General features: G+C 67.7%; 26 protein-coding genes. 15 read left to right on the top strand and 11 right to left on the bottom strand.

What is annotated here, in order from left to right; genetic code table 11:
* Positions 1 to 68 precede the first annotated feature (68 nt).
* Positions 69 to 1,301, top strand: a complete 1,233-nt coding sequence (locus NOV86_RS10760) for a putative manganese transporter (RefSeq protein ID WP_267641387.1) — start codon at positions 69 to 71, stop codon at positions 1,299 to 1,301.
* Between the two features lie 23 nt (positions 1,302 to 1,324).
* On the opposite strand, the gene arcD is transcribed toward NOV86_RS10760, so the two are convergent.
* On the bottom strand, positions 1,325 to 2,785 hold the full coding sequence (arcD, locus tag NOV86_RS10755; RefSeq protein WP_267641386.1) for an arginine/ornithine antiporter ArcD: 1,461 nt from the start codon (positions 2,783 to 2,785) through the stop codon (positions 1,325 to 1,327).
* Between the two features lie 200 nt (positions 2,786 to 2,985).
* Between arcD and NOV86_RS10750 the strand changes: the two genes are divergently transcribed.
* The 4 genes from NOV86_RS10750 to NOV86_RS10735 all read left to right on the top strand — a co-directional run bounded on the left by NOV86_RS10750 (position 2,986) and on the right by NOV86_RS10735 (position 5,770).
* A complete protein-coding gene (locus NOV86_RS10750; RefSeq protein ID WP_267641385.1) occupies positions 2,986 to 3,468 on the top strand; it encodes an acyl-CoA thioesterase in 483 nt (160 codons plus the stop codon).
* Positions 3,469 to 3,897: 429 nt separating this feature from the next.
* Positions 3,898 to 5,010: a sulfite exporter TauE/SafE family protein gene (locus NOV86_RS10745; RefSeq protein WP_267641384.1), complete on the top strand. Its 1,113-nt coding sequence runs from the start codon at positions 3,898 to 3,900 to the stop codon at positions 5,008 to 5,010.
* Positions 5,011 to 5,049: 39 nt separating this feature from the next.
* Positions 5,050 to 5,493 carry a universal stress protein gene (locus NOV86_RS10740; protein WP_267641383.1) on the top strand — a complete coding sequence of 148 codons (444 nt, stop codon included), beginning with the start codon at positions 5,050 to 5,052 and terminating at the stop codon, positions 5,491 to 5,493.
* 61 nt (positions 5,494 to 5,554) lie between these two features.
* Positions 5,555 to 5,770, top strand: coding sequence for a DUF8015 family protein (locus NOV86_RS10735; RefSeq protein WP_267641382.1), 216 nt, complete (start codon positions 5,555 to 5,557; stop codon positions 5,768 to 5,770).
* A gap of 83 nt (positions 5,771 to 5,853) precedes the next feature.
* Here the strand turns inward: NOV86_RS10735 and NOV86_RS10730 are convergent, their stop codons facing one another.
* Together NOV86_RS10730 and uvrB are read right to left on the bottom strand one after the other, a co-directional pair.
* Entirely contained in the window at positions 5,854 to 6,561 is a 708-nt protein-coding gene (locus NOV86_RS10730) for a DUF4013 domain-containing protein (protein ID WP_267641381.1), read from the bottom strand.
* Between the two features lie 125 nt (positions 6,562 to 6,686).
* Entirely contained in the window at positions 6,687 to 8,753 is a 2,067-nt protein-coding gene (uvrB, locus tag NOV86_RS10725) for an excinuclease ABC subunit UvrB (RefSeq protein ID WP_267641726.1), read from the bottom strand.
* Between the two features lie 130 nt (positions 8,754 to 8,883).
* Between uvrB and NOV86_RS10720 the strand changes: the two genes are divergently transcribed.
* Entirely contained in the window at positions 8,884 to 9,153 is a 270-nt protein-coding gene (locus NOV86_RS10720) for a DUF7553 family protein (RefSeq protein ID WP_267641380.1), read from the top strand.
* 33 nt (positions 9,154 to 9,186) lie between these two features.
* Here the strand turns inward: NOV86_RS10720 and NOV86_RS10715 are convergent, their stop codons facing one another.
* Positions 9,187 to 9,810 (bottom strand): rubrerythrin family protein, encoded by a 624-nt coding sequence (locus tag NOV86_RS10715; protein WP_267641379.1) that lies wholly within the window; start codon positions 9,808 to 9,810, stop codon positions 9,187 to 9,189.
* Positions 9,811 to 9,960: 150 nt separating this feature from the next.
* A complete protein-coding gene (locus NOV86_RS10710; protein ID WP_267641378.1) occupies positions 9,961 to 10,815 on the bottom strand; it encodes a sulfurtransferase in 855 nt (284 codons plus the stop codon).
* A gap of 279 nt (positions 10,816 to 11,094) precedes the next feature.
* Between NOV86_RS10710 and NOV86_RS10705 the strand changes: the two genes are divergently transcribed.
* The gene (locus NOV86_RS10705; RefSeq protein ID WP_267641377.1) at positions 11,095 to 11,877 is read left to right on the top strand and encodes a sulfurtransferase; all 783 of its coding nucleotides are present in this window, start codon (positions 11,095 to 11,097) and stop codon (positions 11,875 to 11,877) included.
* Positions 11,878 to 11,892: 15 nt separating this feature from the next.
* Here the strand turns inward: NOV86_RS10705 and NOV86_RS10700 are convergent, their stop codons facing one another.
* Positions 11,893 to 13,038 (bottom strand): AI-2E family transporter, encoded by a 1,146-nt coding sequence (locus tag NOV86_RS10700; RefSeq protein WP_267641376.1) that lies wholly within the window; start codon positions 13,036 to 13,038, stop codon positions 11,893 to 11,895.
* Between the two features lie 100 nt (positions 13,039 to 13,138).
* Between NOV86_RS10700 and NOV86_RS10695 the strand changes: the two genes are divergently transcribed.
* The 4 genes from NOV86_RS10695 to NOV86_RS10680 all read left to right on the top strand — a co-directional run bounded on the left by NOV86_RS10695 (position 13,139) and on the right by NOV86_RS10680 (position 17,871).
* Positions 13,139 to 13,693, top strand: coding sequence for an NUDIX hydrolase (locus tag NOV86_RS10695; RefSeq protein WP_267641375.1), 555 nt, complete (start codon positions 13,139 to 13,141; stop codon positions 13,691 to 13,693).
* Positions 13,694 to 13,789: 96 nt separating this feature from the next.
* A complete protein-coding gene (locus NOV86_RS10690; RefSeq protein ID WP_267641374.1) occupies positions 13,790 to 14,944 on the top strand; it encodes a thiamine ABC transporter substrate-binding protein in 1,155 nt (384 codons plus the stop codon).
* Positions 14,945 to 16,858 carry an ABC transporter permease gene (locus NOV86_RS10685; protein WP_267641373.1) on the top strand — a complete coding sequence of 638 codons (1,914 nt, stop codon included), beginning with the start codon at positions 14,945 to 14,947 and terminating at the stop codon, positions 16,856 to 16,858.
* Positions 16,855 to 17,871 (top strand): ABC transporter ATP-binding protein, encoded by a 1,017-nt coding sequence (locus NOV86_RS10680; protein WP_267641372.1) that lies wholly within the window; start codon positions 16,855 to 16,857, stop codon positions 17,869 to 17,871. The genes NOV86_RS10685 and NOV86_RS10680 overlap by 4 nt, the downstream gene beginning before the upstream one ends.
* Before the next feature lie 236 nt (positions 17,872 to 18,107).
* On the opposite strand, the gene NOV86_RS10675 is transcribed toward NOV86_RS10680, so the two are convergent.
* Entirely contained in the window at positions 18,108 to 20,477 is a 2,370-nt protein-coding gene (locus NOV86_RS10675) for an ATP-dependent DNA helicase (RefSeq protein ID WP_267641371.1), read from the bottom strand.
* Between the two features lie 435 nt (positions 20,478 to 20,912).
* On the opposite strand from NOV86_RS10675, the gene NOV86_RS10670 reads away from it, so the two are divergent.
* Complete coding sequence (locus NOV86_RS10670; RefSeq protein WP_267641370.1) at positions 20,913 to 21,467, top strand: DUF1684 domain-containing protein; 555 nt, start codon at positions 20,913 to 20,915, stop codon at positions 21,465 to 21,467.
* A gap of 25 nt (positions 21,468 to 21,492) precedes the next feature.
* Here NOV86_RS10670 and NOV86_RS10665 read toward each other — a convergent pair whose 3' ends face one another.
* Together NOV86_RS10665 and NOV86_RS10660 are read right to left on the bottom strand one after the other, a co-directional pair.
* On the bottom strand, positions 21,493 to 21,714 hold the full coding sequence (locus NOV86_RS10665) for a hypothetical protein (RefSeq protein WP_267641369.1): 222 nt from the start codon (positions 21,712 to 21,714) through the stop codon (positions 21,493 to 21,495).
* The gene (locus NOV86_RS10660; protein WP_267641368.1) at positions 21,711 to 22,391 is read right to left on the bottom strand and encodes a class I SAM-dependent methyltransferase; all 681 of its coding nucleotides are present in this window, start codon (positions 22,389 to 22,391) and stop codon (positions 21,711 to 21,713) included. The genes NOV86_RS10665 and NOV86_RS10660 overlap by 4 nt, the downstream gene beginning before the upstream one ends.
* Before the next feature lie 103 nt (positions 22,392 to 22,494).
* On the opposite strand from NOV86_RS10660, the gene NOV86_RS10655 reads away from it, so the two are divergent.
* The 3 genes from NOV86_RS10655 (at position 22,495) to NOV86_RS10645 (ending at position 24,018) form a co-directional block, all read left to right on the top strand.
* Positions 22,495 to 22,944 carry a DUF2391 family protein gene (locus NOV86_RS10655; RefSeq protein ID WP_267641367.1) on the top strand — a complete coding sequence of 150 codons (450 nt, stop codon included), beginning with the start codon at positions 22,495 to 22,497 and terminating at the stop codon, positions 22,942 to 22,944.
* Between the two features lie 107 nt (positions 22,945 to 23,051).
* On the top strand, positions 23,052 to 23,630 hold the full coding sequence (locus NOV86_RS10650) for a DUF7090 family protein (RefSeq protein WP_267641366.1): 579 nt from the start codon (positions 23,052 to 23,054) through the stop codon (positions 23,628 to 23,630).
* Positions 23,631 to 23,658: 28 nt separating this feature from the next.
* Entirely contained in the window at positions 23,659 to 24,018 is a 360-nt protein-coding gene (locus NOV86_RS10645; RefSeq protein WP_267641365.1) for a nucleoside triphosphate pyrophosphohydrolase, read from the top strand.
* Positions 24,019 to 24,035: 17 nt separating this feature from the next.
* Here NOV86_RS10645 and NOV86_RS10640 read toward each other — a convergent pair whose 3' ends face one another.
* Both NOV86_RS10640 and NOV86_RS23395 read right to left on the bottom strand, forming a co-directional pair.
* Complete coding sequence (locus tag NOV86_RS10640) at positions 24,036 to 24,815, bottom strand: DUF7089 family protein (protein ID WP_267641364.1); 780 nt, start codon at positions 24,813 to 24,815, stop codon at positions 24,036 to 24,038.
* Positions 24,815 to 24,913, bottom strand: coding sequence for a hypothetical protein (locus tag NOV86_RS23395; protein ID WP_435365272.1), 99 nt, complete (start codon positions 24,911 to 24,913; stop codon positions 24,815 to 24,817). The genes NOV86_RS10640 and NOV86_RS23395 overlap by 1 nt, the downstream gene beginning before the upstream one ends.
* Between the last annotated feature and the right edge of the window lie 82 nt (positions 24,914 to 24,995).

The following is a 24,995-nucleotide window of genomic DNA, read 5'->3' as shown; positions in this document are numbered from 1 at the left end:
ATACGAATAAAATTGTTAGATATGTCTAAATCTGATTCTTCCACCGACGAAACCGAGAGGCGCCGCCCGTGAACGAGTACCTCGACGTGACGCTCGCCTCCCTGCGCGACGGCTACGTGCAGGTGTCGGCCTTCGTCGCCATCACCATCCTCGTGTTCGGCCTCGTCCAGTACCGGACCGGCGGGGCGCTGCTCGCGAAGATCGAGGAGAACGAGCGCTTCCAGCCGCTGTTCGGGGCGCTCATGGGCCTGACGCCGGGGTGTGGCGGTGCCATCATCATGATGCCCCTCTACGTCCGCGGGACCGTCTCGTTCGGGACCGTCGTCGCCACGCTCGTCGCGACCGCAGGCGACGCCGCGTTCGTCATCCTCGTGCTCGCGCCGGAGGCCGCGCTGTACGCCTACGGTATCGCGTTCGTCACCGCGGTCGTCTTCGGCTACCTCGTCGACTGGGTCGGGCTCGGGGTTCACCGGGTCGACGCCGCGGTCGCCCGGCTCCAGCCCGCGACCACCGACGGCGGGACCGCGGTGGTCGGCCAGCGCAGCACCGTCACGCCGAACCCGGCACACGAGTACGGCTGTGACTGCCCGACCCACGCCCACGAACTCGGGCCAGACCGGCACTCACCGGTGCTGACGCCGCTCTCGCACGGGGCGCACGTCGTCTGGTGGGTCGCCGCCATGGCCGCGCTCGGCCTCGGCGTCACCTACCTGGTGCGTGGGGCACCCGACGTGTCGATGACCCTGGGACTGGGCTTCGACGGCCTGTTCACCGTGTTCGGCCTGCTCGGGACGACGCTGTCGTTCTACCTGTACTTCGTGGGTCGGCACTACATCGGCGAGGGAGCTGTCGGGAAGGCCCGCGAGTCCTTCGACTCGCTCTACGGGACGCTCCAGCACGCCGCGATGGAGACCAGTTTCGTCACGGTCTGGGTCATCGGTGCGTACCTGCTGTACGAGTACTTCCTGCTCGTGACGGGCGCCGACATCGGCGCTGCCGCGCAGGCAGCCGGGGTCATCGCTCCCGTCGCCGGGGCCGCCGTCGGCCTGATTCCGGGCTGTGGCCCGCAGATCGTGCTGTCCGGGGTGTACGCGAGTGGCGGCCTCCCGTTCTCGGCACTGGTGGCCAACGCCATCAGCCAGGACGGGGACGCCCTGTTCCCGCTGCTCGCCATCGACAGGAAGGCCGCCGTCGTCGCCAGCATCTACACGACCATCCCGGCGGTCGTGGTCGGCGTTGCGCTGCACTTCGTCTGGGGGCCGGTGCTCGGCTTCCCGTCGTTCGGCTTCGGCGTGCTCTGAAGCGAGAAAAAGTTGTTTTTCCGTCAGTCGTCGGCCGGCGAGGCGCGGCTCCCCGCCGCGGCCGGCGTGTCGTCGGTCGTCGTTATCTGCCAGCCGGTGACGGCCATGACGACGAGGATGCTCGGCGCGAGGAAGCCGAGGAAGTAGTACGGGGCGTACTCGAAGGGGTGCACACCGAGGACGCTCCACATGTACGCGCCGCCGGCGTTCCACGGGATGAGCGCGGAGGTGACCGTCCCGGACGCCTCCACTGCGCGCGAGAGGTTGCGGGATTCGAGGTCGAAGTCGTCGTACAGCCCGCGGAGGGTCATCCCCGGGACGACGATGCTCATGTACTGCTCGGCCGCGAGGACGTTCATCGAGATGGCCGCGACGCCGGTCCCGAGCGTGAGGCTCGCCACGCTGTGGACGACCTTCGCGATGTAGTGTGCGACCGTCGCGATGACGCCGGTACGCTCCAGCAGGCCCCCGAGGGCGAGCGCGGCGACGACGATGGTGATGGTCCACGTCGAGCCCATGAGACCGCTGGAGCCGAGGAGGCCGTTGACGAGTTCCGAACCGGTCGCCGGGTCGGTCCCGTTCTGGGCGATGTCCCACGCCGCGGTGAAGCCGACGCCCTGGACGGCCATGGTCGTGCCGACGCCCGCGAAGACGCCCGCGACGAGCGACGGGAGCGCCGGGAAGCCGTAGAGCGCGAGCGCGAACGTCACCAGCAGCGGGAGGAACACGACGGGTGAGACGGCGTAGCTGCCGCCGATGGCCGACTGGATGGTGTCGATGCGGCCGGCGGGGATGGCGCCTGTGGCGGTCAGCCCGAGGGCCGCGTAGAGCACCAGCGAGAGGGCGAAGGCGAGGCCCGTGCCGACGCGCATCGTCCGGACGTGCTCCATCAGGTCGGTGTTCGTGACCGCGGCGGCGAGGTTGGTGGTGTCCGAGAGCGGCGAGATCTTGTCGCCGGTGTAGGCGCCGGTGAGGATGGCGCCCGCGGTCATCGGCGCGGGGACGCCGAGGCCCGCCCCGATGCCCATGAACGCGACGCCGAGGGTCCCGGCGGTGGTCCACGAGGAGCCGATGGAGAACGCGACGACGGTCGCGAGCGCGGCCGTCGCCGGCAGGAAGACGGTCGGGGTCAGTATCTCCAGCCCGTAGTAGATGAGCCCGGGGATGGTGCCCGCCGCGGTCCACGTGGCGATGAGCATGTAGATGGTGAACAGGATGAGGATGGCCTGCATGCCCATCCGGATGCCGTCGACGATGCCCTCGAACAGCTCCTCCCAGGCGATGCCGAGCCAGTAGCGGCCGACAGCCGCGGTGAGTGCTGCCCCCCAGACGATAGGCAGGTGGGGGTCGAGGCCGAGGACGATGGCGCCGATACTGAGGAACACGACCATCCCGAGCAGGGGCACGAGCGCCTGTCCGAGCGAGGGGCGCCGGGCCGCGGGGATGTCGTCGTACGTGAGCGGTTCGAACGAGAGGCCTGTCATCGGCACAGCGTATTCCCAACAGGCATTAAAGCTCGTCGTTGTATTACCACAGACCATCGAAGGAAGACAGGTCGCTTGACGGGAAACAGTCAGAGAGACACTCACACGTCGCCGAGTACCGTTCCACACACCCGAATCAATCTTAGTTGAGTTAGGGAAATTCCACTGGTTTTATTCGCCAGCGGTGCCCCCGTCCGTGCATGTACAAGCACGACTCCGACGCCGCCTCGCTCGCCGAATCCTACACCGAGCTGAGCGAGATACTGATGCCCGACGACACGAACAACCTCGGGCGCGCCCTCGGCGGCTCCATCCTCCACTGGATGGACATCTGCGCCGCCATCGCGTCCCGGCGTTTCGCCCGCCGACAGGTCGTCACGGCCGCGATGGACCACGTCGACTTCCGGGGCCCCATCGAGCTGGGCGACGTGGTCGTCGTCACCGGCTACGTCTTCGACACCGGCAGCTCCAGCATGGACGTGAAGGTCGAGGTCCGGTCGGAACGGCCGGAACAGGGCGAGTACGAACAGACCGCCACCTCCTTCTTCACGATGGTCGCGCTCGACGACGCGGGCGACCCGACCACGGTCCCGTCACTGCACTGCGAGACGGAGACGGAGCAGGCGCTCCGGGAGGCGGCGGTGGAACGGCGAGAGAAACGGCGCGCTGCGCTGGTCGCCTAGGCCGGACTCAATGGGTTCGGCCACCGAAGGCCCGTACCTGCATCTCGATGAACCGACGCGGCCAGTGCCGGACGTGCGACCGGAACCGGCCGACGAGCCCCGTCGGTGCAGGCTCGGGAGGGTCTTCGAGAGGCTCCATCGATTCGTCATCGTCTAGCACGGACTGCCCAGAATCTCTCTCGGGGGGTCGCTCTCGAAAACTCATTACACATACGCATACCACGTCGTGACAAATAAACATTAGGGATACTCCTGCCGCCCGTTTTCAACACCCTCGGGACTCCTCCGGCGTATGCGTGCCCGACATATCCATCGATAATTCGACCACCAGTTCGGAGAAATCTTGCCAGAAACAGGTCATAACAGCCGGTTTCCAGAAGAAGGTAACGCTCTTATACCTGAACCTCAAACCGTGGCTCCACCAACCAAATGAGCTCGTCCTCATCGTACAGTAACATCCAGAAGACGTTTCTAAAGTACCAGCACGTGTTCGTGTTCCTGGCACCCGTGGTGTTCATCCTCGGCGTGTTCTTCTTCGCTCCCACGGAAGGGAGCGGCTCGAGTTACTGGCTCGAGTACTGGTGGCTGCTCCCGTTCTTCGTGCTCGGGGCGACCACCGTGAACACGGTCGGGATCAGTGGCTCGGCACTGTTCGTGCCGTTCTTCATCTTCATCTTCCCCATCTTCGCGGGGTTCTCGCTCGAACCGCAGACCCTCGTCGCGGTGGGGCTCATCAGCGAGTCCTTCGGCCTGTCGAGTTCCGCGCTCGCGTTCGTCCAGTACGGCCTCGTGGACCGGAAGCTCGCGCTCACCCTCGTCGGCGGGGCCGTCCCGTTCGTCGTCGGTGGCGCCGTGCTCTCGTTCTTCATCCCGGAGCCCGTGTTCCAGACCCTGCTGGCCATCGCGCTGCTCGCGGCCGCCTACCTGCTGTTCAAGGCCGACCTGGCCCACGAGGAGCCCGCCGGCTCCGACGACGACGACCACGCGACCGCCGCCGACGGCGGGAGCGCGCTCCCGAACGACGACGACAAGCTCGGTCCGGCCGGCGTCGAGACCGACGCAGACGGTGTCGTCACCCGCGTCGACCGCGACGGCGAGGACTACCGCTACGACCGCTCCGGCTACACGGAGCGCTTCGCGAACTACAGCGTCGGTGGCATCTTCCAGGGCCTCGCCGGCTTCGGTATCGGCGAACTCGGCATCATCTCGATGCTGCGCTCGAAGATCCCCGTCCGGGTCGCCATCGGGACCAACCACATCGTGGTCGCCTCGACGGCCATCCTGGCCTCGCTCGTCCACGTCTTCGGTGGGCAGTTCGTCCCCGGCGCCCACTCCATCGACATCGCCAGCACGCCGTGGAACATGGTCGTCTGGACCGTCCCCGCGACGGTGACGGGCGGGCAGATCGCCCCCTACGTCGCCTCCGCGCTCGACACCGAGACCATCAAGCACGGCGTCGGCGTCCTGTTCGGCATCATCGCGCTCGCGCTGTTCATCATCGCCCGCGCCGGGATGCTGGACATTCTCGCCGGGCTGGTCTGAAGCAGGGGTTTTTCGGTAGTCCGCGGACGACCTCTCTGTATGTACGACCACATCCTCTTCCCGACCGACGGGAGCGCCGGTACCACCGCGGCCGCGGGCCACGCCGCCGAACTCGCCTCGACCTACGACGCCACCGTCCACGTCCTGTCCGTTATCGACACGCGCAACCGCTTCGAGAGCCCCAGCGCCGGCATCTCCGCCGCCGTCTGGGAGGAGACCGAGCGCGAGCGCGCCGAGGAGGCCATCGAGTCCGCGGTCAGTGCGTTTCCGGACCACGTGAACACCGACCGCATCACCAGCGAGGGCGTCCCCAAGACCGCCATCCTCGAGTACGTCGACGAGCACCCCATCGACCTCGTCGTGATGGCGACCCACGGCCGGACCGGGCTCGACCACTACCTCATCGGCAGCGTCGCCGAGAAGGTCGTTCGCCAGTGCCCTGCCCCCGTGATGACGGTGCGCCAGGGCGACGAGGAGGAGTGAGGACCACACGAGACCACCCGCAGTCCCAATCACTTTCCGACGCGGTTTCGTACACGTAGATATGTACACCTGGCAGTACTACGACCTCGTCCTGCTGGGCGTCGCGTCCAGCATGCTCACCGGTGTCGGCGTCGGGGCGCTCACCACCGTCTCGATGTCGATGGCCATCGTCGCGACCGGCCTCGTCGCGGCGGCCATCATCGGCCACGGGCTGTTCGTGAACGGCCCCATCGACCAGCCCGACGACCTCACCGACGAGGTCGACGCCCTGAACTGATTTCTTGAAGCTCGGCAGCGTGACGGTCGCCAGAAGAAGTTCGACCCCGAAGGGTCCGTCTGCCTGTTCTCGACTCGCGGTCCTCAGAGGCTCGTCTGCGGGCGGCCCTCGGGCTGCCGGGTGTCCGCCCCGGGTGCCGCCTTGCGCGCGACCTTCCCGAGGTAGTTGAACACCCCGGCGGTGACGATGAACTGGAGCGCGAAGCCGACGAGGACGAGGTACAGCGGGAGCGAGACGATGCTCCCGACGACCAGCACGACGAGCGAGACGACGATGCCGACGAAGTAGGTGCTGTTGAACGCCAGGCGCTTGACCGACTGGAGGTCGAACGCGGCGCCGAACTCGCCGCGGGCGGCGAGGCCGACCAGCGCGGCGGGCACCATGTAGTAGGCGGCGAACATGACGAGCATCCCGACGCCGATGACACCGAGCAGGACCATCGACGCCGCCCCGGCACCGGCCGCGCCACCGGCCTCGCTCCCGAGCCCGACCGAGAACAGGCCGAACATCGGGATGACGATGGCGAACAGGAACACGGGGATGCCGACGTACACCAGCATCACCCCGAAGACGAGCGCGCCTTCCTTCAGGAGGCTCTCCCAGTCGTCGAACGTGGGAGCCTCCGTGTCGCCGTTCAGCCCGGCTCGCATCGCTCGGAGCGCGTAGCCGTAGATGAACAGCTGCGGGATGATGGGGATGAGCAGCGCCACCAGGTTCAACAGCCCGCCGATGGCGACGGTCTTCGTGGACTCTTCACCTTGCAGGGGGAACTTCAGTGATTCACCAAGCACGTTTCGGACTCTACGTATCTCCAAAAAAGAGTTTGGGTCGAGCTTTCATACCGTCGCCCGGACGCCCATGACGGGTTTCGGTGCCCGGAGTGTCGAATAGCTACACGAAGAGACGGTCGACAGTCTCAGAAGTCGGGGTCCGGTTCGGGCTCGATGCCCTCGTCCTGCGCCTCGAGTTCGTCGAACTCCTGTCGGAGGTCACGGATGCGGTCGCGGATGTCCGCCGCCAGCTCGAACTCGAGGTTGTTCGCGGCCTCCTGCATGCGCTCTTCGAGGCGCTGTATCTGGGCGGCCGCGGCCTCGGCGTCCTCGGGTTCGTCCGCGGTGCTGATGCCGCCGGTGTCGGTCTTCGAGCCCGGCAGGTTCGTCTCGCCCACCTCCTTGTCGATGGTCGTCGGCGTGAAGCCGTGCTCCTCGTTGTACTCCTGCTGGATGCGCCGACGGCGCTGGGTCTCGTCGATGGCGGACTCCATCGCGTCGGAGGGGTCGTCGGCGTAGAGGACGACCTCGCCGTTGACGTTGCGGGCGGCCCGCCCCATCGTCTGGACCAGCATCGTCTCGCTGCGCAGGAAGCCCTCCTGGTCCGCGTCGAGGATGGCGACCAGAGAGACCTCGGGGATGTCGAGCCCCTCGCGCAGCAGGTTGATGCCGACGAGCACGTCTATCTCGCCGAGACGCAGCGAGCGCACGAGTTCGTGGCGCTCCAGCGTGTCCGTCTCGTCGTGCATGTAGGCGACGTCCACGCCGGACTCCTCGAGGTACTCGGTGAGGTCCTCGGCCATGCGCTTGGTGAGCGTCGTCACGAGGACGCGTTCGTCGCGCTCGACGCGCTCGTCGATGCGGTCCATGAGGTCGTCGACCTGCCCGGTCGCGGGGGCGACCTCGACCGCCGGGTCGACGAGGTGGGTCGGCCGGACGATCTGCTCGGCGATGCGCTCGGAGTGCTCGCGCTCGTAGTCGCCGGGGGTCGCGGAGACGTACAGCCGCTTGTCGGTCTTCTCGAAGAACTCCTCGTAGGTGAGCGGGCGGTTGTCGTAGGCCGTCGGGAGCCGGAAGCCGTTCTCGACCAGCGAGTCCTTCCGGGACTTGTCGCCGGCGAACTGCCCCTTGATCTGGGGCAGGGTCTGGTGGGACTCGTCGATGACGCAGAGGAAGTCGTCGGGGAAGTAGTCGAGCAGGGTGTAGGGTGCCTCGCCGGACTCGCGGTCCGAGAGGTACAACGAGTAGTTCTCGATGCCCGAGCAGTAGCCCGTCTCCTGCATCATCTCCAGGTCGAAGGTCGTGCGCTCCTCGATGCGCTGGGCGGCGATGGCGTCGCCCTTGCGCTCGAAGTACCGGACCCGGTCGGCCATGTCCTCGCGGATCTCCTCCATCGCGTTCTGCAGGCGTTCCTCGGGGATGGAGTAGTGCTCGGCCGGGTGGACCAGCACGGCGGGCTCCTCGCTCACGACCTCGCCCTGCATCGTGTCTATCTTCATCATCCGGTCGATCTCGTCGCCCCACAGCTCGACCCGGACCGCGTACCGGCCGTACATCGGAAATATCTCGACGGTGTCGCCCCGGACGCGGAAGGTGCCCTGCGTGAAGTCCACGTCGTTGCGCTCGTAGTTCAGGTCGACGAGCCGGGCGAGCAGCTCGTCGCGGCCGACCTCGTCGCCGACCTCCAGGCGCATCGCCATCTCGACGTAGTTCCGCGGGTCACCGAGGCCGTAGATGGCCGAGACGGAGGCGACCACGATGACGTCGTCGCGGGTGAGGAGGGAGCGGGTCGCGGAGTGGCGCAGGCGGTCGATCTCGTCGTTGATGGAGGCGTCCTTGTCGATGTAGGTGTCCGTCTGTTCGACGTACGCCTCGGGCTGGTAGTAGTCGTAGTAGGAGACGAAGTACTCGACCGCGTTGTCCGGGAACAGGTTCCTGAACTCCTCGTAGAGCTGGGCCGCGAGCGTCTTGTTGTGCGCGATGACCAGCGTCGGTTCCTGGACCTCCTCGACGACCCACGAGACCGTGTTCGTCTTGCCGGACCCGGTGACGCCGAGCAGGGTCTGCTCGGTCATCCCCGACCGGTAGCCGTCGACCAGTTGCTCGATGGCGTCGGGCTGGTCGCCCGCCGGCTCGAAGGGGGCGTCCACCCGGAACGGTTTCTGGGCGTCCGGTCGGTCGGGCGAGAGGGGGCCGGAGTTGGCGTCGCTCATCTGGACGTCGCTATGGCGGCGAGCAGTATCAGTGGTGCGCTCGCTGGCGACCGTCTCCCGGGCGTCGCAGACCACGGCGAACCGTACCACCACCACAAACGATTATCCGGCGGCCGACCTATCAGCGAACATGGTACGAGAAGCACTCCAGTCCGCCAGCGACCTGCTGTCCGAGGCCGCCGAATCCGCCTCCGAGGAGTCCAGAGAGCGACTCCAGACACAGGCCGACCAGTTCGCGAAACACGCCGAGGCCGAGCGCGGCCCGGACCACGGTCGCCTCGCGAAACACGAGCGAATCCTCGCGGATGTCGCCGACACCGAGGGTGGCGAGGTCGAGACGAAGATCGACGAGGCGCTCGAGAAGATCCGCGAGTACCGCAGTACGGTCGAAGGCGTCTAGGTCGCGGGCCGAGAGGAACGGTCAGTCAGCCGGTCAGCAGACCGGCTTCGGGTTCACGCCCATCTCTTCCAGGCGTGCGGTGTAGACCTCGTAGACCGACTGGACGATGTTCGAGGCCGTCTCCTCGGCGAGCGCCTCGTCCGCGTCGTCGGTGCAGATGCGCGCGAGGTGCTCGGTCGCGCTGTCGAGGCGGGCCTCGAGTTCGGCCTTCCGGTCGCGGTAGGTCTGGGCGGTCTGTGGGTCGGCGTTGCCGACGTAGAAGCCGACGAACTGGTCGGCGAGCTTGAGTTCGACCAGCGTGTAGCCCACCAGCCCGGCGGTCCGGGTGACGGGGTCTGTGAACTCGCGCAACTGCTCGTGGAAGGCGTAGTCCTCGCCCGAGACCTCGGCGCCGATGTCGTCGTACCAGTCGCCCTCCTCGTCGGCGACCTTCGCGTAGAACGCCGTGAGTTCCTCGTCGGTGTCCTCGTCGACCTCGTTGGGCCACGCGCCGAACAGGTCGGCGTTCACGTCCGCGAACCCGGCCGCCACCGACTCGATGGTCTCGGCGTCCATGTCGCCGCCGGTGAACGCGTAGAGCGACTTCGAGGAGCCGATGCGGGAGAGGGCGGTCTGGTTCTCGTTCCGGATGGTCTCGAGGAAGTCGTCGGAATCCATGTCCGGACGTTCTCCGGCCAGCGGTTTGTACCTGCCGCCAATGACCGTTAGGTCCGGTATCGGTGACGGCCGCGAGACGGTGCGAACGGGCCCGAGAGCGCCGTCGCTGGCGAACTGGGGTGCGAAAGAAACGGATGCAGCCGAGAGCCGTCAGTTGCCCTTCTCGATGGGCGCGCCGACGAGGTTGCCCCACTCGGTCCAGGAGCCGTCGTAGTTGATGGCGTCCTCGTAGCCGAGCAGCTCGTGGAGCGCGAACCAGGCGACAGAGGAGCGCTCGCCGATGCGGCAGTAGGCGACGGTCGTGGACTCGCCGTCGATGTCGTACTCGCCGTAGAGCTCCTGCAGCTCGTCGTAGGACTTGAACGTGCCGTCGTCGTTGGTCACGGCCGCCCACGAGATGTTCTTCGCGCCCGGGATGTGGCCGCCGCGCTGGGCGGTCTCCTGCAGTCCCGGCGGGGCGAGGATCTCACCGGAGAACTCCTCGGGCGAGCGAACGTCGACGAGGGGAACGCCGCGCTCGATGGCGTTCTCGACGTCCTCGCGGTAGGCGCGGATGGACTCGCGCGGGCCGGCGGCGTTGTACTCCTGCTCGCTGAACGCCGGCACCTCGTCGGTGAGCGGGTAGTCGTTCTCGAGCCAGTAGTCGCGGCCACCGTCCATGAGACGGACGTCGTCGTGGCCGTAGTACTTGAACTGCCAGTAGGTGTAGGCAGCGAACCAGTTCGAGTTGTCACCGTAGAGGACGACCGTGGAGTCCTCGGTGATGCCGTGCGAGCCGAGGAGGTCCTCGAACTCCTCCTTCGAGAGGATGTCACGGGTCGTCTGGTCCTGGAGCTGTGTCTCCCAGTTGAAACCGATGGCGCCGGGGGCGTGGCCCTCCTCGTACGCCTCGGTGTCGACGTCGACCTCGACGAGTCGGTGTGCCGGGTCGTCGCTCTGGAACTCCTCCAGGTTGCTCTCGACCCAGTCGGCGGAAACGAGTACGTCTTTTGCGTATTCCGTCATACATCCCTTCTTCTCACGCTAGGGGTATATGGGTATGGCAACGCGGCAGGTGCCGCCGGTCGTCGGCCGAACCGGACAGAATCGCCGGGAGTTGCAGGGGTCGGTCCCATGTTGCCGGTTCGCACGGGCAGGCACCGTCGGACAGGTGCGGACTGACCAGGCAGTTACCAGATATATTTGCCGGCCAGGGAGGAACCCGAATTTGTTGCCGGTATCTGTGAGGGCGTCGCATCCGCCGGGACCGGGACACCTTACAGGTGGGACGACGAACCGGGGTCCATGAGCAGCCTTCCGTGGGTCGTCTCGCGCGACTGGCTCGCCGCCAACCGCGACGAGGTCCGACTCGTCGACGTCCGCGACGCGTGGGAGTACGACGGTATCGGCCACATCCCCGGCGCCGTGAACGTCCCCTTCGACGAGTACCGCAGCGACGGTGATGAGGACGAGGGGAAACTCCCCGGCCTGGAGACCTGGAACCGCCTCATGGCCGAGGCCGGCGTCACGCCCGAGGACACGCTCGTCGCCTACGACGACACCCACGGCGTCTTCGCCGCCCGGTTCGTCGTGACCGCGCTCAACTACGGGCACACGGACGTCCACCTCATGGACGGCGACTACAGCGCCTGGAACCGCGAGCACGAGACGACGAGCGAGACGCCCGGGTTCGATTCCACCGACTACGAGGGGACGATTCCCGACGACCGCCCCCTCATCTCCGCCGAGGCGGTCCTCGACGCGCTCGACGACGATGACACCGTCATCCTCGACACCCGCGAGGACTGGGAGTACGAGGAGGGCCACATCCCCGGCGCGCAGGTGCTCGACTGGCGCGACCTCGTCGACGAGGAGACCCGCGGCCTGAAGCCCGAGGCCGAGCTGCGCGACCTGCTCGACTCGATGGGCGTCACGCCCGAGAAGCGCGTCATCCTCTACTGCAACACGGCCCGGCGCATCAGCCACACCTACGTCGCCCTGCGCCACCTCGGCTACGAACACGTCGACTTCTACGAGGGGAGCCTCACCGAGTGGGAGAAGATCGACGGGCCGGTCGAGACGGCCTGACGGGGCAGGCGGTCCTCAGTCGTCGCCCGCGGTGCTGTCGGGCGAGCCGTCGCCGAGGCCATCCGAGTCGGGCGAATCGTCTCCCCCCTCGTCGCCGCCGGTCACCTCCTCTATCGCGTCCTCGGCGACGTCCTCTAGCGTCTCCTCGACCGAGAACTCGTCCTCGCCCAGTTCCTCGGCGCCGTTGACCTCGTCGGCCAGCAGCGACATCGACTCCGAGAACAGCGCGACGACGAGTGGTCCCGCGATGACGCCGATCGGGCCGACGCTCAGGAGGCCGCCGATGAAGCCGACGAAGTAGAGGCTACCGGGCATGTCCGCGGTGACGCTGGCCAGCCGCGGGCGGATGACCGCGTCGGGGAGGTAGCCGATGACGATGCCACCGACCACGAGGATGATGGCGGCCTCGGGTATCTCGTTGAGGCTCAGGTGCCACAGCGCGGTCAGGCCGATGAGGACGCTCGGGCCGATGATGGGGACGAACTGGAGGATGCCCGCGATGACGGCCATCGACACCCAGTACTCGTACCCGAGCAGCCAGAACACCGGGACAGCGACGAGGAAGGTCCCGAGCGCGGTCGCGAGCTGGAGCACGTAGATGGCCAGCAGCGTGTCGTTCGCACGCTCTTGCAGGGCGTGGGCGATGTCGTGGTACTTCGGTGGGACGACCGCGATGCCGGCCCGGTAGACCTGGTCCTGCGCGACGAGGAACGAGAACAGCACCATGACGAACAGCGTCGCCTTGAACGCGAGGTCCGGGCTGGACCGGGCGACCACGACCGCCAGGTCGGACAGGTAGGCGATGACGGCGTCCTGCACCTCGACCACGTCGAGCGAGTAGGAGACGCCGAACGCCTCGACCGCGAGCTCGGCGGGAATCTTGCGGACGAGCGCGAACAGGCCGTCGCGGCGGACGTACGCGATGACGAAGATGGGTGCGAAGACGGCGAACCCGCCGATGAACGTCAGGACCGTCGTCACCACGCCCGCCCAGTAGTTCGGGAGGCCGCGCCCGACCAGCCAGCGGTGGACCGGCGTGACGACGCTGGCGACCGTGAGCGCGAAGAAGACCGTCGCGAACACGGCCGAGAGGGTGATCCAGGTGACGACCCCGACGACCAGCACGAGCGCGACGAGGACGACGCGACGATTCAGTTCCACAGTTTATTCACTGCGCCGTAAGGTAAAAAGGTAGGGACGGTTCTGCCCGGACGTTCGTGATGTAGTAAGCTACTTGATACGTTGTGTGGTAGCAGTAGACATGGTCGAGCGCGAGCCCAGCGAGATCGACTCCGTCACCATCGAACCGACGTACTGCCACCGCTGCGGCACCGAACTCGGGACCGAGGAGTGGGAGGGACGGGAGGTGCCGTGGTGTCCCGAGTGCGACGTGGTGTTCTCACAGCTCCCCTCGACGGGTGTCCACGTCGTGGTCCACGACGACGAGGAGGTCCTGCTGCTCGACGAGCCGGTCCCGCAGCACGAGGGGCTGTGGAGCCTCCCCGGTGGCTTCACGAAGTACGACGAGGGCCCGAAGGAGTCGCTACTGCGCGAACTCGCCGAGGAGACCGGGCTGGCGGCGGACCCCGCCGACCTCGAGTTCCTGACCATCCTCCACGTCGAGTTGCCCGACCGCGGGCTGTACCTCATCACCTACCGGGTCGACCGGGAAGCGGTGTCCGGGGAGCTGACGCCCGAGGCCGAGGGGTTCGAGGCGTCGTTCGTCCCGGTCGAGACGGTACGGAACTCGCCGGACCGGATACGCGAGTCCGACGTGGACCGCATCGAGCAGGCGCTGGCGGCACGGGAGGAGTGAGGAGCAACACGACCTCGGTGACCGACCTCGCTCACGTCAACCACCGAGAGATACAATCCAGTTCTTTTAACTACAACAAGGTGGAATCACCGGCTAATGAAACGACGTGACTTCGTATCTGCGGTCGCGGCGGCGGGCGGCCTCGGCCTCGCGGGCTGTCTGACCAACGAGGGTACCGGGACCGAGGGCGGGACCGACACGACCGGCGGCACCGCGACCACGACCAGCCAGGGCACGGGGAAGGCCACCACGACGGGCGAACCGTCCGGGAAACTGACGGTGGCGACCTACGAGTCGTTCGTCGACTCGCCCTCCAGCAGCCCGGGCGCGTGGATCAAACAGGAGTTCGAGAAGCAGTACGACGACGTGACCATCGAGTGGAAGACGCCCAAGAACGGCGTCACCGAGTACGTCCAGCGCCGGAGCGAGGGCGTCTCCGTCGACGCGGACGTCTTCGTCGGGCTCAACGTGGACGACCTCGTCACCATCGACGACACCCTCGGCGACAAGCGCCTGTTCGGCGAACTGTCGCGCTCGGACATCGCCCGCGCGAGCCGCGTGCGCTCCGAACTGGAGTTCGACGACCCCAAGGGGCGGGTCCTCCCGTACGACACCGGCTACATCAGTCTCGTGTACGACGAGGGCGCGGTCGACGCCCCACAGACCTTCGAGGACCTGACGACCGACCCGTACCAGGGGACATTGCTCGCCCAGAACGCCCAGTCTGCCGACTCCGGGCAGGCGTTCATGCTCTGGACCGTCGACGCCATCGGCGAGGACGGCTACCTCGACTACTGGCAGGACCTGCAGGCCAACGACGTGAAGATACTGGGCTCGTGGTGGAACGCCTACAAGGCCTACCTCGACGGCCAGCGGCCCATCGTCGTCTCCTACTCGACCGACCAGGTGTACGCCAACCGCGACGACCTCGACATGAGCCGCCACCAGGTCGGCTTCCTGAACGACCAGGGCTACGCGAACCCGGAAGGCATGGCCGTATTCCAGAACACAGACAAGCCTCGGCTGGCAACCGAGTTCCTGAACTTCATGCTCGCGAGCGAGACCCAGGCCACCCTCGCGGTCCGGAACGTCCAGTTCCCCGCGGTCACCGACGACCACGTCTCGCTCCCCGCCTCGTTCGACGACTACGCCTTCCGCCCGCCCGAGACGGTCGCGTACACCTACCAGGAGCTGCAGGGCAACCTCTCGACGTGGACCGAGGAGTGGGCGAAGACCATCGCCAGCAACTAGATGTCCGCGTCCGACCGGCTCCAGCAGGCGCTCGGCCGGTCGGAGACTGCGGCTGACGGGGCGGTCGGAACCGCGGTCGCCCGCCTTCGAGACGCCGTCGACGACTACGGCCTGCCCGCGCTCACGGTCGGAACCACCCTCGTGCTGGTGGTCATGCTCTTCCTGCCGGTCGCGCTCGTCTTCGAGGAGGCGTTCGGCGGCGCGGCCCCGTTCGACTCCTTCGCGACGGTCCTCACCGACCCCTTCTACGTCGGCGTCCTCGCGGGCGTGTTCGCCCGGCCTCTCGCGGTCGGGACCCACCTCGGGAACGTCGCCGACTGGGTCCTCGCCATCGAGGTCGGGCTCGCCGGCGTCTCGCTGCCACCTCTCCGGAAGGGCCTGTTCGGCTTCACCGCCTACCAGGCGTTCCTCTCGACGCTCGCCAGCGTCGCCATCGGGCTGCCCGGCGCCTACGTCCTCGCCCGGTTCGAGTTCCCCGGGCGGCGGCTGCTGCGGTCGCTGACCATCCTCCCGTTCGTCCTCCCGGGCATCATGGTCGCGAGCGGCTTCTACGCCGCCTTCGGGCGCACCGGGCTGGCGAACTGGCTGCTCGGACTCGTGGGCGTCAGCCCCCTGAACTTCCTCGGGAACCACCCCCTCGCCGTGGTCATCCTCGCGCACGCCTTCTACAACGCGCCGCTGGTGACCCGGGTGACCACGGCGGCGTGGGAGTCGGTCGACGAGAGCGCGGTCGAGACGGCCCGGAGCCTCGGCGCGAGCCGGCGGAAGGCCTTCCGCGACGTGGTCCTGCCCCAGCTCCAGCCGGCCATCATGACCGGCGCGCTGCTCACCTTCATCTTCACGTTCCTCACGTTCCCCATCGTGCTCGCCCTCGGCGGCCTCGAACTCGCCACGGTCGAGGTGTGGGTGTACGACCGCGTGTCGAACCTCCGGTTCGAGGAGGCGGCCACGCTCGCGGTGCTGGAGACGGCCATCTCGCTCGTGCTGACCTACGCCTACCTGCGGTACGAGGCGGCCCAGCGCGCCATGGGCGGCGGCGACGGCCCGAGGCGGGACCGACTGTTCGGTGCGCTCGACCTGAAACGGGCGGGCATCGCGCTCTATGGCCTCTTCGTCGTCGTGCTGTTCGTCGGGCCACTGGCCGCCATGACCCTCGAAGGACTCACCGACGGCGGCGGCGTCACCCTGAAGCACTACGCCTTCCTGCTGGAGCGCCAGACCACGGGCGCGAGCTACCAGACCAAGCCCCTGCCCGCCATCGTGAACTCGCTCCTGTTCGCCGGGGCGACCGTCCTCGTGGCGGTCCCGATGGGCGTCGTGGTCTCGGTGGTGACGACCGGCGAGGGGCGAGGTCGCGGGCGGAGTGTGGTCGAGACGCTGACGATGCTCCCCTTCGCGGTCTCCGGCGTGGTCTTCGGCGTCGGGCTACTCCGCGGGCTCGTCTTCGGCATCCCGCTGTGGGGTGGCTGGCGGATCCAGGTCACCGGCACCATCGCCATCGTCGCGGCCCACGCGGTCGCGGCGTACCCCTTCGTGGTCCGGAACGTCGCGCCCCAGCTCGACGGGGTGGACCGCCGGCTCGTCGAGTCGGCCCGGAGCCTCGGGGCGACGCGGACCCGGGCACTGCTCGACATCGAACTGCCCCTCGTCGCGACCGGGCTGGTGGCGGGTGCCGCCTTCGCGTTCGCCATCAGCATCGGCGAGTTCGATTCGACGGTGATTTTGGCCAGCGACGCGGCCAGCTACACGATGCCAGTCGCGGTCGAACGCTACCTCGGGCGCCGGTTCGGGCCCGCCATGGCCATGGGAACCGTGTTGTTGCTCGTGACCGCCGCGAGCTTCGTCGTCGTCGGCCGACTCGGTGGCCGGGCCGACCGGGGGTCGCCTGGCGAGAACGGGGGTGGTCGCCCGTGAGCGACCTCCACCTCGATGCCGTGTCGGTCGAGTACGGCGATGCGACCGCCCTCTCGGACGTGAGCCTCGACGTGGAAGACGGCGAGTTCTTCACGCTGGTCGGCCCCTCGGGCTGTGGGAAGACCACCACCCTGCGGACCATCGCCGGGTTCGAGGAGCCGAGTTCGGGAGTGGTGCGATTCGGCGGCGAATCCATGGCCGGGGTCCCGCCGGAGGACCGCGACGTGGGCGTCGTCTTCCAGAACTACGCGCTGTTCCCGCACATGAGCGTCGCCGAGAACGTCGCCTACGGCCTGCAGTTCACCGACATCAACGACCACGACGCGAGGGTCACGGAACTGCTCGACCTCGTGGACCTCGCCGGGATGGAAGACCGCGCCCCCGACGAGCTATCCGGCGGCCAGCAACAGCGCGTCTCCCTCGCCCGCGCCCTCGCCCCCGAACCCGACGTGCTCTTGCTCGACGAACCGATGAGCGCGCTGGACGCGCGACTCCGCGAGACGCTGCGCCGGGAGGTCGCCCGTATCCAGTCAGAGCTGGGCGTCACGACCGTCTACGTCACCCACGACCAGGAGGAGGCTCTCGCCATCTCGGACCGCGTGGCCGTCATGCACGACGGGCAGGTCGAGCAGGTCGGGACGCCACAGGCGGTCTACCGCGAGCCCGCGAGCCGGTTCGTCGCGGAGTTCGTTGGGGAGAACAACGTGTTCACCGGTGCCACATCTCCAGTCGAAACGAAGGGGGTTCGCGTGCGCGTTGGCGAGGGCGAATTCCTGCTCACCGACGACGTGCGGGGCGACTCCGTGACGTTCTGCGTCCGACCCGAGCACCTGCGCGAGAACCACTCCGAGAACCGCTTCTCGGTGACGGTCGCACAGACCGAGTTCCTCGGCGAGTCGGTGCGGGTCTACTGCGACTGGGGCGGCCGGCAGGTCGTCTGGCGGACCGATTCGGTCCCCGGGGACGAGACGGTCCAGCTCGGGTTCGACCCCGCGGACGCGACCGTGGTGTGAGGCTGTTTCTGGGAGGAATCAACCGGTCCGGTGCGTGCTGAGGACAGTCCCGAGCGAAGCGAGTGGCTGTCGTCGGACGCGAGGGGTGAGAAGCGCACCGGAGCGTCGCGGAGGGAGCATCGGAATCGGCTGGGGAGGGCGTGGTGCTGTGCGGTGGCGGTCATGGACGCTAGCGAGAGCGGTCGAATCCCTCGTTGAACCACCCACATCCACGATTCACCGGACCCACCCAGCACTCACTGCCCGGACCAGAACCGCTCCAGCCCGAAGTCCAGCATGTCGGGACTCACCGGCTGGAACTCCTCGCGCTCGGGCTCGGGGAGGTACTCCCGGACCGAATCCCACGAGTCGCGGGCGTAGCGCTCGTCGACGAACACCCGGACCCCGACCTCCTCGGGGCCGCGGATCACCCGGCCGATTGCCTGCCGGGCCTTCCTGACCGCGGGCACCGTCAGGGCGTACTCGAAGCCGTCGCCGAACTTCTCGTCGTACGCCTTCCTGACGGCGCGGGTGCGCGGGCTTGCGGTGTTGATGAGTGGGACGCCACAGACGACGGCCGCCGACAGCCGGTCGCCCTTGTAGTCCACGCCCTCGGTCAGGGTCCCCCGCAGACTCGTCACGAGCACCTTCCCCTCGCCCGCGAAGAACTCGTCCTTGAGGTCCTCGGTGGTGCTGTCGGCGCTGGATTCGTCCAGCAGGACCGGCTTGTCCAGGCGCTTTTGGCACTGCTCGGCGGCCCACTTCGCTTCGTAATAGTTCGGCATCCCGACGAGGACGTTCCCCGGCGAGGAGGCGACCGAACAGATGGCGTCGACGTAGGTCTGCCGGACGCGGTTCTCCTCCCCGGTGTCCCCCCGGTTGTCGTAGGTGTACTTCGGCGCGGCGACCGCGAAGGACTCGCGGTTCTCCTCGGGGAAGTGCAGGCCGTAGGTCCGCTGTTCGACCGGCCGACCCTCCTTCTCCAGGTGGTTCAGGCCCGTGACCTCCGCGAAGACGTCCATCGGCGCGAGCGTCGCACTCATCAGGACGCCGCCGCCGAACTCCGCGAGGTGCTCGGCGATGACGCTGGAGGGGACGCAGTTCTGGATGGCGAGCCGGGCGTTGTAGGCGCGGCGCCAGGAGTCGACCGGCTCCATGTCGTCCCAGGTGCGTTCGAGTTCGATCTCGCGGAAGTACTCGGTGTGGTCGCGGTGGAACCACGCCGAGAGGGCGCGGGCCATGCTCTCGACGGCTCTCGATTTCTCCTCGTCCTCGGCCTCGTTGAGGATGCGCGCCGTGACCGCGGCCGCGTCGGGCAGGTCGGTCCAGGTGCGGCCGTCGTACCCCGCAGCCTCGGCCCACTCGGTTATCTCGTCGGGGGCCGGGTGCTCGGGGTCGCGCAGGGGAATCTCGGCGTCGGGCAGGTCGTTCAGGTCTGACTTCCAGCCGCGGTGTTCGCGGTCGAGGTGGGCCGTGACCCGCCGGTCGAGTTCCTCGCGGAGGTCGACCACGAAGTCCCGCGCGTGTTCGAGGTCCGAGACCTCGAGGTCGGTGTCGTGGAGTTCGCCACGGACGAGGTCGGCGTCGGCGGTGGTCTGGCGGCTCGTCGTGCCCCGGCCCTCGGAGAAGGCGACGGGCTGGATGACGCGGGTGAGTTCAGCCTCCGCATCTCTGAGTGTCCGGTCGGCCACGCCGTCGCTGACGAGGTCGCGCACCCGGGGTTCGAGCATGTGCGCCTCGTCGCAGACGAGGAAGGTCGAATCGTCGAGGAGCGGACCGGTGAACGACGAGGTCGTGGTCGGGTCGAAGGCGTGGTAGTAGTTCCCGACGACGACCTCGGCGTGCGCGAGGAGGACGCCCATCAGCGAGTGCGGGCAGGTACCGTACTCCATCCCCTTCGCGACGAGGTCGTCGGGGCGGAGCAGACCGGCGTCGGAGAAGTCGAAGGGCACCGCCTCCGCCGGGTCGCCGTCGTCGGGCATGTCCGCGAGGAACCGGGCGTAGAACGGGCAGAACTCGACGTCCCCCGTCCCGGTGTCGTACTCGGGCATCGTCCGGGGGTAGGGTGACGGCTCACCCGCGCTCTCGAGGTACGAGGCCGCCCCGCCGCCCGCGCCCGAGGAGGCGAGGTCGATCTGCTGGCTGCGGGCCTGCGCGGTCAGCGCCTCGGCAGTGGTGTCGCCGCCCTCGCCGGTCAGGTCGCGGGTCTTCTCCCGGAGCGTGTCACACCGGTCGTAGACGTTCCCGTCGTCGATGCCGCCCGAATTCTCCCGGTTGTACGGGCAGACGTCCGACTTCCCGACCAGCGTGAGCCCCGAGACGGGGTCCCAGTCGGCGGGCAGGTTCGCGTTGATGGTCTCCAGGTCCTCCTCGAACTGCCGGAGCTGCTGTTTCACGCTCGTCAGCACCAGCACGCGCTCGTAGTCCGAGTCGGGGTCGCGCACGAGGTTGATGCCCGCGGTCAGCGCCAGCATCGTCTTGCCAGTCCCGCAGGCACCCTCGACGACGGTGAACCCGTCGTTCTCGGCCGTCTCGATGGCGGTCTCGATCCCGTCGACCTGCTCGTCGTACGGTTCCGCGTGTCCGAAGACGGCTCGCCACGGCGCGGTCATCTGTATCTGCGTCATCGTCCTCCGTCCATAGGCCTGTCGGAGGTGGCCGCCCTATCGGTGATAAACTCCGGGACGGATGTGAGGGAAGTCCGGAGACGACGGTGCATCTCCAGTGGAACCGGAGGGGTCTGCGGGGGCGGTAGCATCACCGGGTGACGTGGAAAACCAACGTCCCACCCTGGCGCGCGCTGACGAGCGTGCCTCGCGCTAGCGAAGCCGCGAGTCGGCATCGCGCGAGGGACGAGCACTGGACTGGAGCGAAACGGAGTGGAGCGGAAGGAAGCGCGCAATCGGCTGGGGAGGGCGTGGTACGGAACGGTGCTGTGCGGGGGTCCCCCATTTCCATCGGCGCGAGTCACATGCTCGTCGTCACCAGCACCCGCTCCACGAGCCCACCAGTCACCACGCACAGAGCACAACGCCTACCCGATTCGACCCGAAACGACGGGTATGAGCGACTTCGACGCCGACACCTGGCGGGCCGAACTCGAACAGAAGCGCGAGGAGAAAGACGAGTTCTTCGGCGAGCATCCGCAGTCACCGATTCCCCCGGAGGAACGCGACGACTTCGACGGCGTGGCCTACTTCGACCCCGACCCGGCGTTTCGGGTCGAGGCCGACCTGACACACCACGCACAGCCCGAGCCGGTCCCGATGGAGACGACGAACGGCCCCGAGGTCCGCTACGTCCGGGTCGCGACGCTCTCGTTCGAGCTGGACGGCGACGCGTACGAACTCCACGGCTACAAACAGCGCCCCGACGAGGGCCAGCCCGAACCGCTGTTCGTCCCCTTCCGCGACAAGACGACCGGCCAGCAGACCTACGAGAAGGGCCGGTACATGGAGCTCCACGTCGACGGCGACCTCGAAGACGTGGACACCGTGACCCTGGACTTCAACCTCGCGTACTCGCCGTTCTGTGCCTTCTCGGACACCTTCTCGTGTCCACTGCCGCCCGAGGAGAACTGGCTGGAGACGACGATCGAAGCGGGCGAGCGATACTGAACCGCGACAGAACGGAGACGGAGGGTCAGAACAGGAAGCCGAACAGGCCCAGCAGGCCCATCAGGACGACCCCGAGGCCGATGATGCGGTAGAGGGTGACCCGGGTACTGGTGATGTACCGCCGGGTCGACCGCAGGTGTGCGAACCGGAGCTTCAGCATCTCCTCGGGGAACGCGACGAACGCGAGGCCGACCCCGAGGATGGCGACCATCCCGAACACGCCGAGCAGTACCTCCACGACGTTCACGGAGCCACCCCCACCGTGACCAGCGTGCCGAAGGTGCGGTAGCGCTCGACCATCGCCTCGCGAGTCTCCCAGTCCTCGGTCGGGAACTCGTCTGCCGGCGGGATGTCGATGTCACGGTCCGGGACGTTGTCCTGGCTCGCGACGTGGAGCCCGGCGTCGCGGAACGCCTCGCGGTAGTCGGCGGCGCTCCACAGCGTCATGTCCACCTCGATGTACTCTTGCCACTCGTGGGAGTGGACGTTCTCCTCGTAGTAGTTCACCGCGCAGGTGAACGTCCCGCCGGGGCGGAGGATACGGGCCACCTCGCGGAGCGTGTTCTCCGGGTTCTGTGCGTAGTAGAACGCCTCCATCGTCCAGACGTGGTCGACGCTGTCGGTCGCGAACGGCAGGTCGTCGAAGTCGCCGACGAGGTAGCCCAGCGCCTCGTCGTCGGCGTACGACTGCGCGTTCCGGGCCATCTCCGGGGAGCCGTCGAGGCCGTAGACGCGACCCGCGTCCTTGGTCTCGCGGAGCGCTCGCCCGGCGTAGCCGGAGCCACAGCCGAGGTCGACGACCGTCTCGCCAGTCTCGACCGGCATCCGTGCCAGTGCGTGCTTGGCGGTGTGCCAGTGGCGGTCCTCCATCCCTCTGTCGCGGCCGTCCTGGGCCCACGCGTCGAACTCCTCGCGGACACTCATGGGTAACCCCTCAGACCCGAGAGGACAAAACCCGTTCGGGAGACCACCCCTCATGCGATGCGAGAACGTACCGCTTATCCGCCCCGGGCGTGCATCCACCGGTATGGTCGGCCCAAGCAAGCGGTACAAGCTCGCCGACAGCGCCCAGCAGGTGGTCGGCGGGTTCCTGCTCGCCGGACCGTTCGTCGTGACCGAGGAGGTGTGGGTCCTCGCCGCGAACATGTCGACGCTCCACGGCCTCGTCACGGTCGCCATCGTCGGGGCCATCGGCTACGGCGCGCTCTACAAGGCCGACGACGACCGCAACCCCGACCGGGAGCTGGAGGTCGGTGGCATCCCGCTCCGGTTCGTCTCCCTCATGGTCGTCTCGTTCGGGTCGGTCGCCATCCTCGCGCTCGCGTTCACCGCCCCCGAGACGTTCCTCGTCGGTGACGGCGACGGCATCCTGACGAACCCGACGGAGACGGAGATGGCCGTCACGACACTCAAGGCCATCAGCGTCGGGGCCATCTTCAGCGTGGTCGGTGCCGCGACCGCCGACTCGCTGCTGTGACGAGTCGGGCGGCCCCCGACAGACCGGCGGTTCACGCCGTGTACCCCGGTAGCGTGGCTCACTTTCGCACCCGCAACGTTAAGTTCGTCCCGCCGGTTTCCGCAGGTATGGACTATCAGCTCACGGTAGACGGACTCGACGAGACGATTCCGGGTGGGACCAACATCCTCCTCGTCCATCCATCCACAGGTGAGACGGACCGGATCGACACCGAATTTCTGAAACACGACACGGACTACTTCTTCGTCATCTCTACCCGAACCACCGCGCGTGAGGTCCGCCAGAAGCTCGAGTACTACGACGTCGACGAGACCAAGGCGGTCATCCTCGACACCCTGAGCGTCGAGCGCGGCTACTCCCGACGCTCCAGCAAGAACGTCCACTACGTCTCCGCCCCCGACGACCTCGACGGCATCATCGAACAGACCGAGCGCTTCTTCGCGGAACACGACGGCAAGCTCCGCGTCAGTTTCGACTCCATCACCGAACTCGCCTACTACGCCGGCGAGGACGAGGGCCGCGAGGCCGTCGAGCGCATCCTCGAACTCATCGACGAGCACGACGCCGTCGGCCTGTTCCACCTCTCCGACGAGGTCCACGACGACGACGTCGAGGAGGGCTACCGCGACCTGTTCGACCGCGTCATCGACCTCGACGTCGAGGGCAACGTCTCCTTCGACGACTGATTCTCACGCTGCGCGCCGACCGCGATTCATGACGAGGTTCGACAAACTGGTCCGCGACGATATTCCCGCGGTGATCCGCGAGAACGGCGAGACACCGGTCACGCACGTCGCCGACGGCGAGGAGTACCGCGACCGCCTTCGCGAGAAGCTCGTCGAGGAGGCACGGGAGTTCCGTGCCGACCCGAGCGCCGAGGAGCTGGCCGACGTGCTGACCGTGCTCGACGCGGTCCGGGATGCCGAGGACATCCCGGCCGAGGCGGTCGCGAGGGAACGACGGGAGAAACTGGCCGCCCGTGGCGGGTTCGAGGAGGGAATCGTTCTGGAAGCGGTGCTGGCAGACGGCGAGTCGACCGCCTCGGAACCCGGAACCGAACCCGGGGAAGACTAGCGTCGATTCGACCCCGACTACTGCAGCGACTCGAACGTCTTCTCCGCCCACTTGACCGCGTAGGGTGCACCCCGGTCGCGGTAGGCATCGGTGTCGAGTGCCGCGAAGGGTGCCGGGAGTTCGACGGCGTGTTTGAGGCCGCTACAGGCCAGCTCGGTCGCGTCCGAGAAGTCGGTCTGGCCGAGTGCGACCTCCCTGGCGAGGCCGTCGAGCCGACCCTCGAGGCGCGACCCGGCGTCCTGCCACGCCTCGCCGAGGGCGGGCTGGGTCGACAGCCAGTCGGCGAACACGTCCCGCGTGTGCAGGCCGAGCCAGCCGTCGTACAGCGCCGCGGCGACCTGGTAGGTCGCGTTCGGATCCAGCGGCGTGGCGTCGGCGAGGTCGCGGTAGTGCGCCGCGAAGAAGCCGAGGAAGTGCTCGGGGACGTCGAGGCCAGCCTCCACGAGCGCTTCGGCGACGAGGAAGTCGATGAACGACTCCGGCGAGCCCTCCACCCGTGGTTTCACGATGACGACGGGCGGGTCGGTCTGGCGGGTCCACGCGACGCTCCCGTCGCCGGGTGCGCCGATGGTGAACTCGTTCCCGGCGAGCCGATGGAGGAGTTCGGGGGCCTCCTCGGGCACCCACGCCGGGTCGTACTCCGTCGGCGAGAGCGAGTCGACGAGCAGACCGAGGTCCTCGGCCTGTGCTGGCGGAATCGTCTCGAAGTCGGTGGCCGCGTCCAGGACGAGCGCCCCCGGGGCGTGCTCGTCGCGGACCGCCGCGACCGAAGGAGAGAGGTCGCGTTCGCTGAACATCACACGCCGCCGGCGCCGAGCGAGACGAGCACGAGGGCGATAGCGAGCACTCCAGAGACTCCGACCGTGGTCAGGACGATCTTGGTGGCGTCACTCATGTGCGGGTGGTACGAGCGGGAACGCTTAAAACCACCAGTTCCGGCCGCGACGCGCGGATGTTATGGCTGCGACGGGCAAGTC

The organism is Haloarchaeobius amylolyticus (assembly GCF_026616195.1).
GTDB lineage: Archaea > Halobacteriota > Halobacteria > Halobacteriales > Natrialbaceae > Haloarchaeobius > Haloarchaeobius amylolyticus.
The sequence above is the reverse complement of the archived record's forward strand: the minus strand, read 5'-3'. Positions and strand labels throughout refer to the sequence as shown.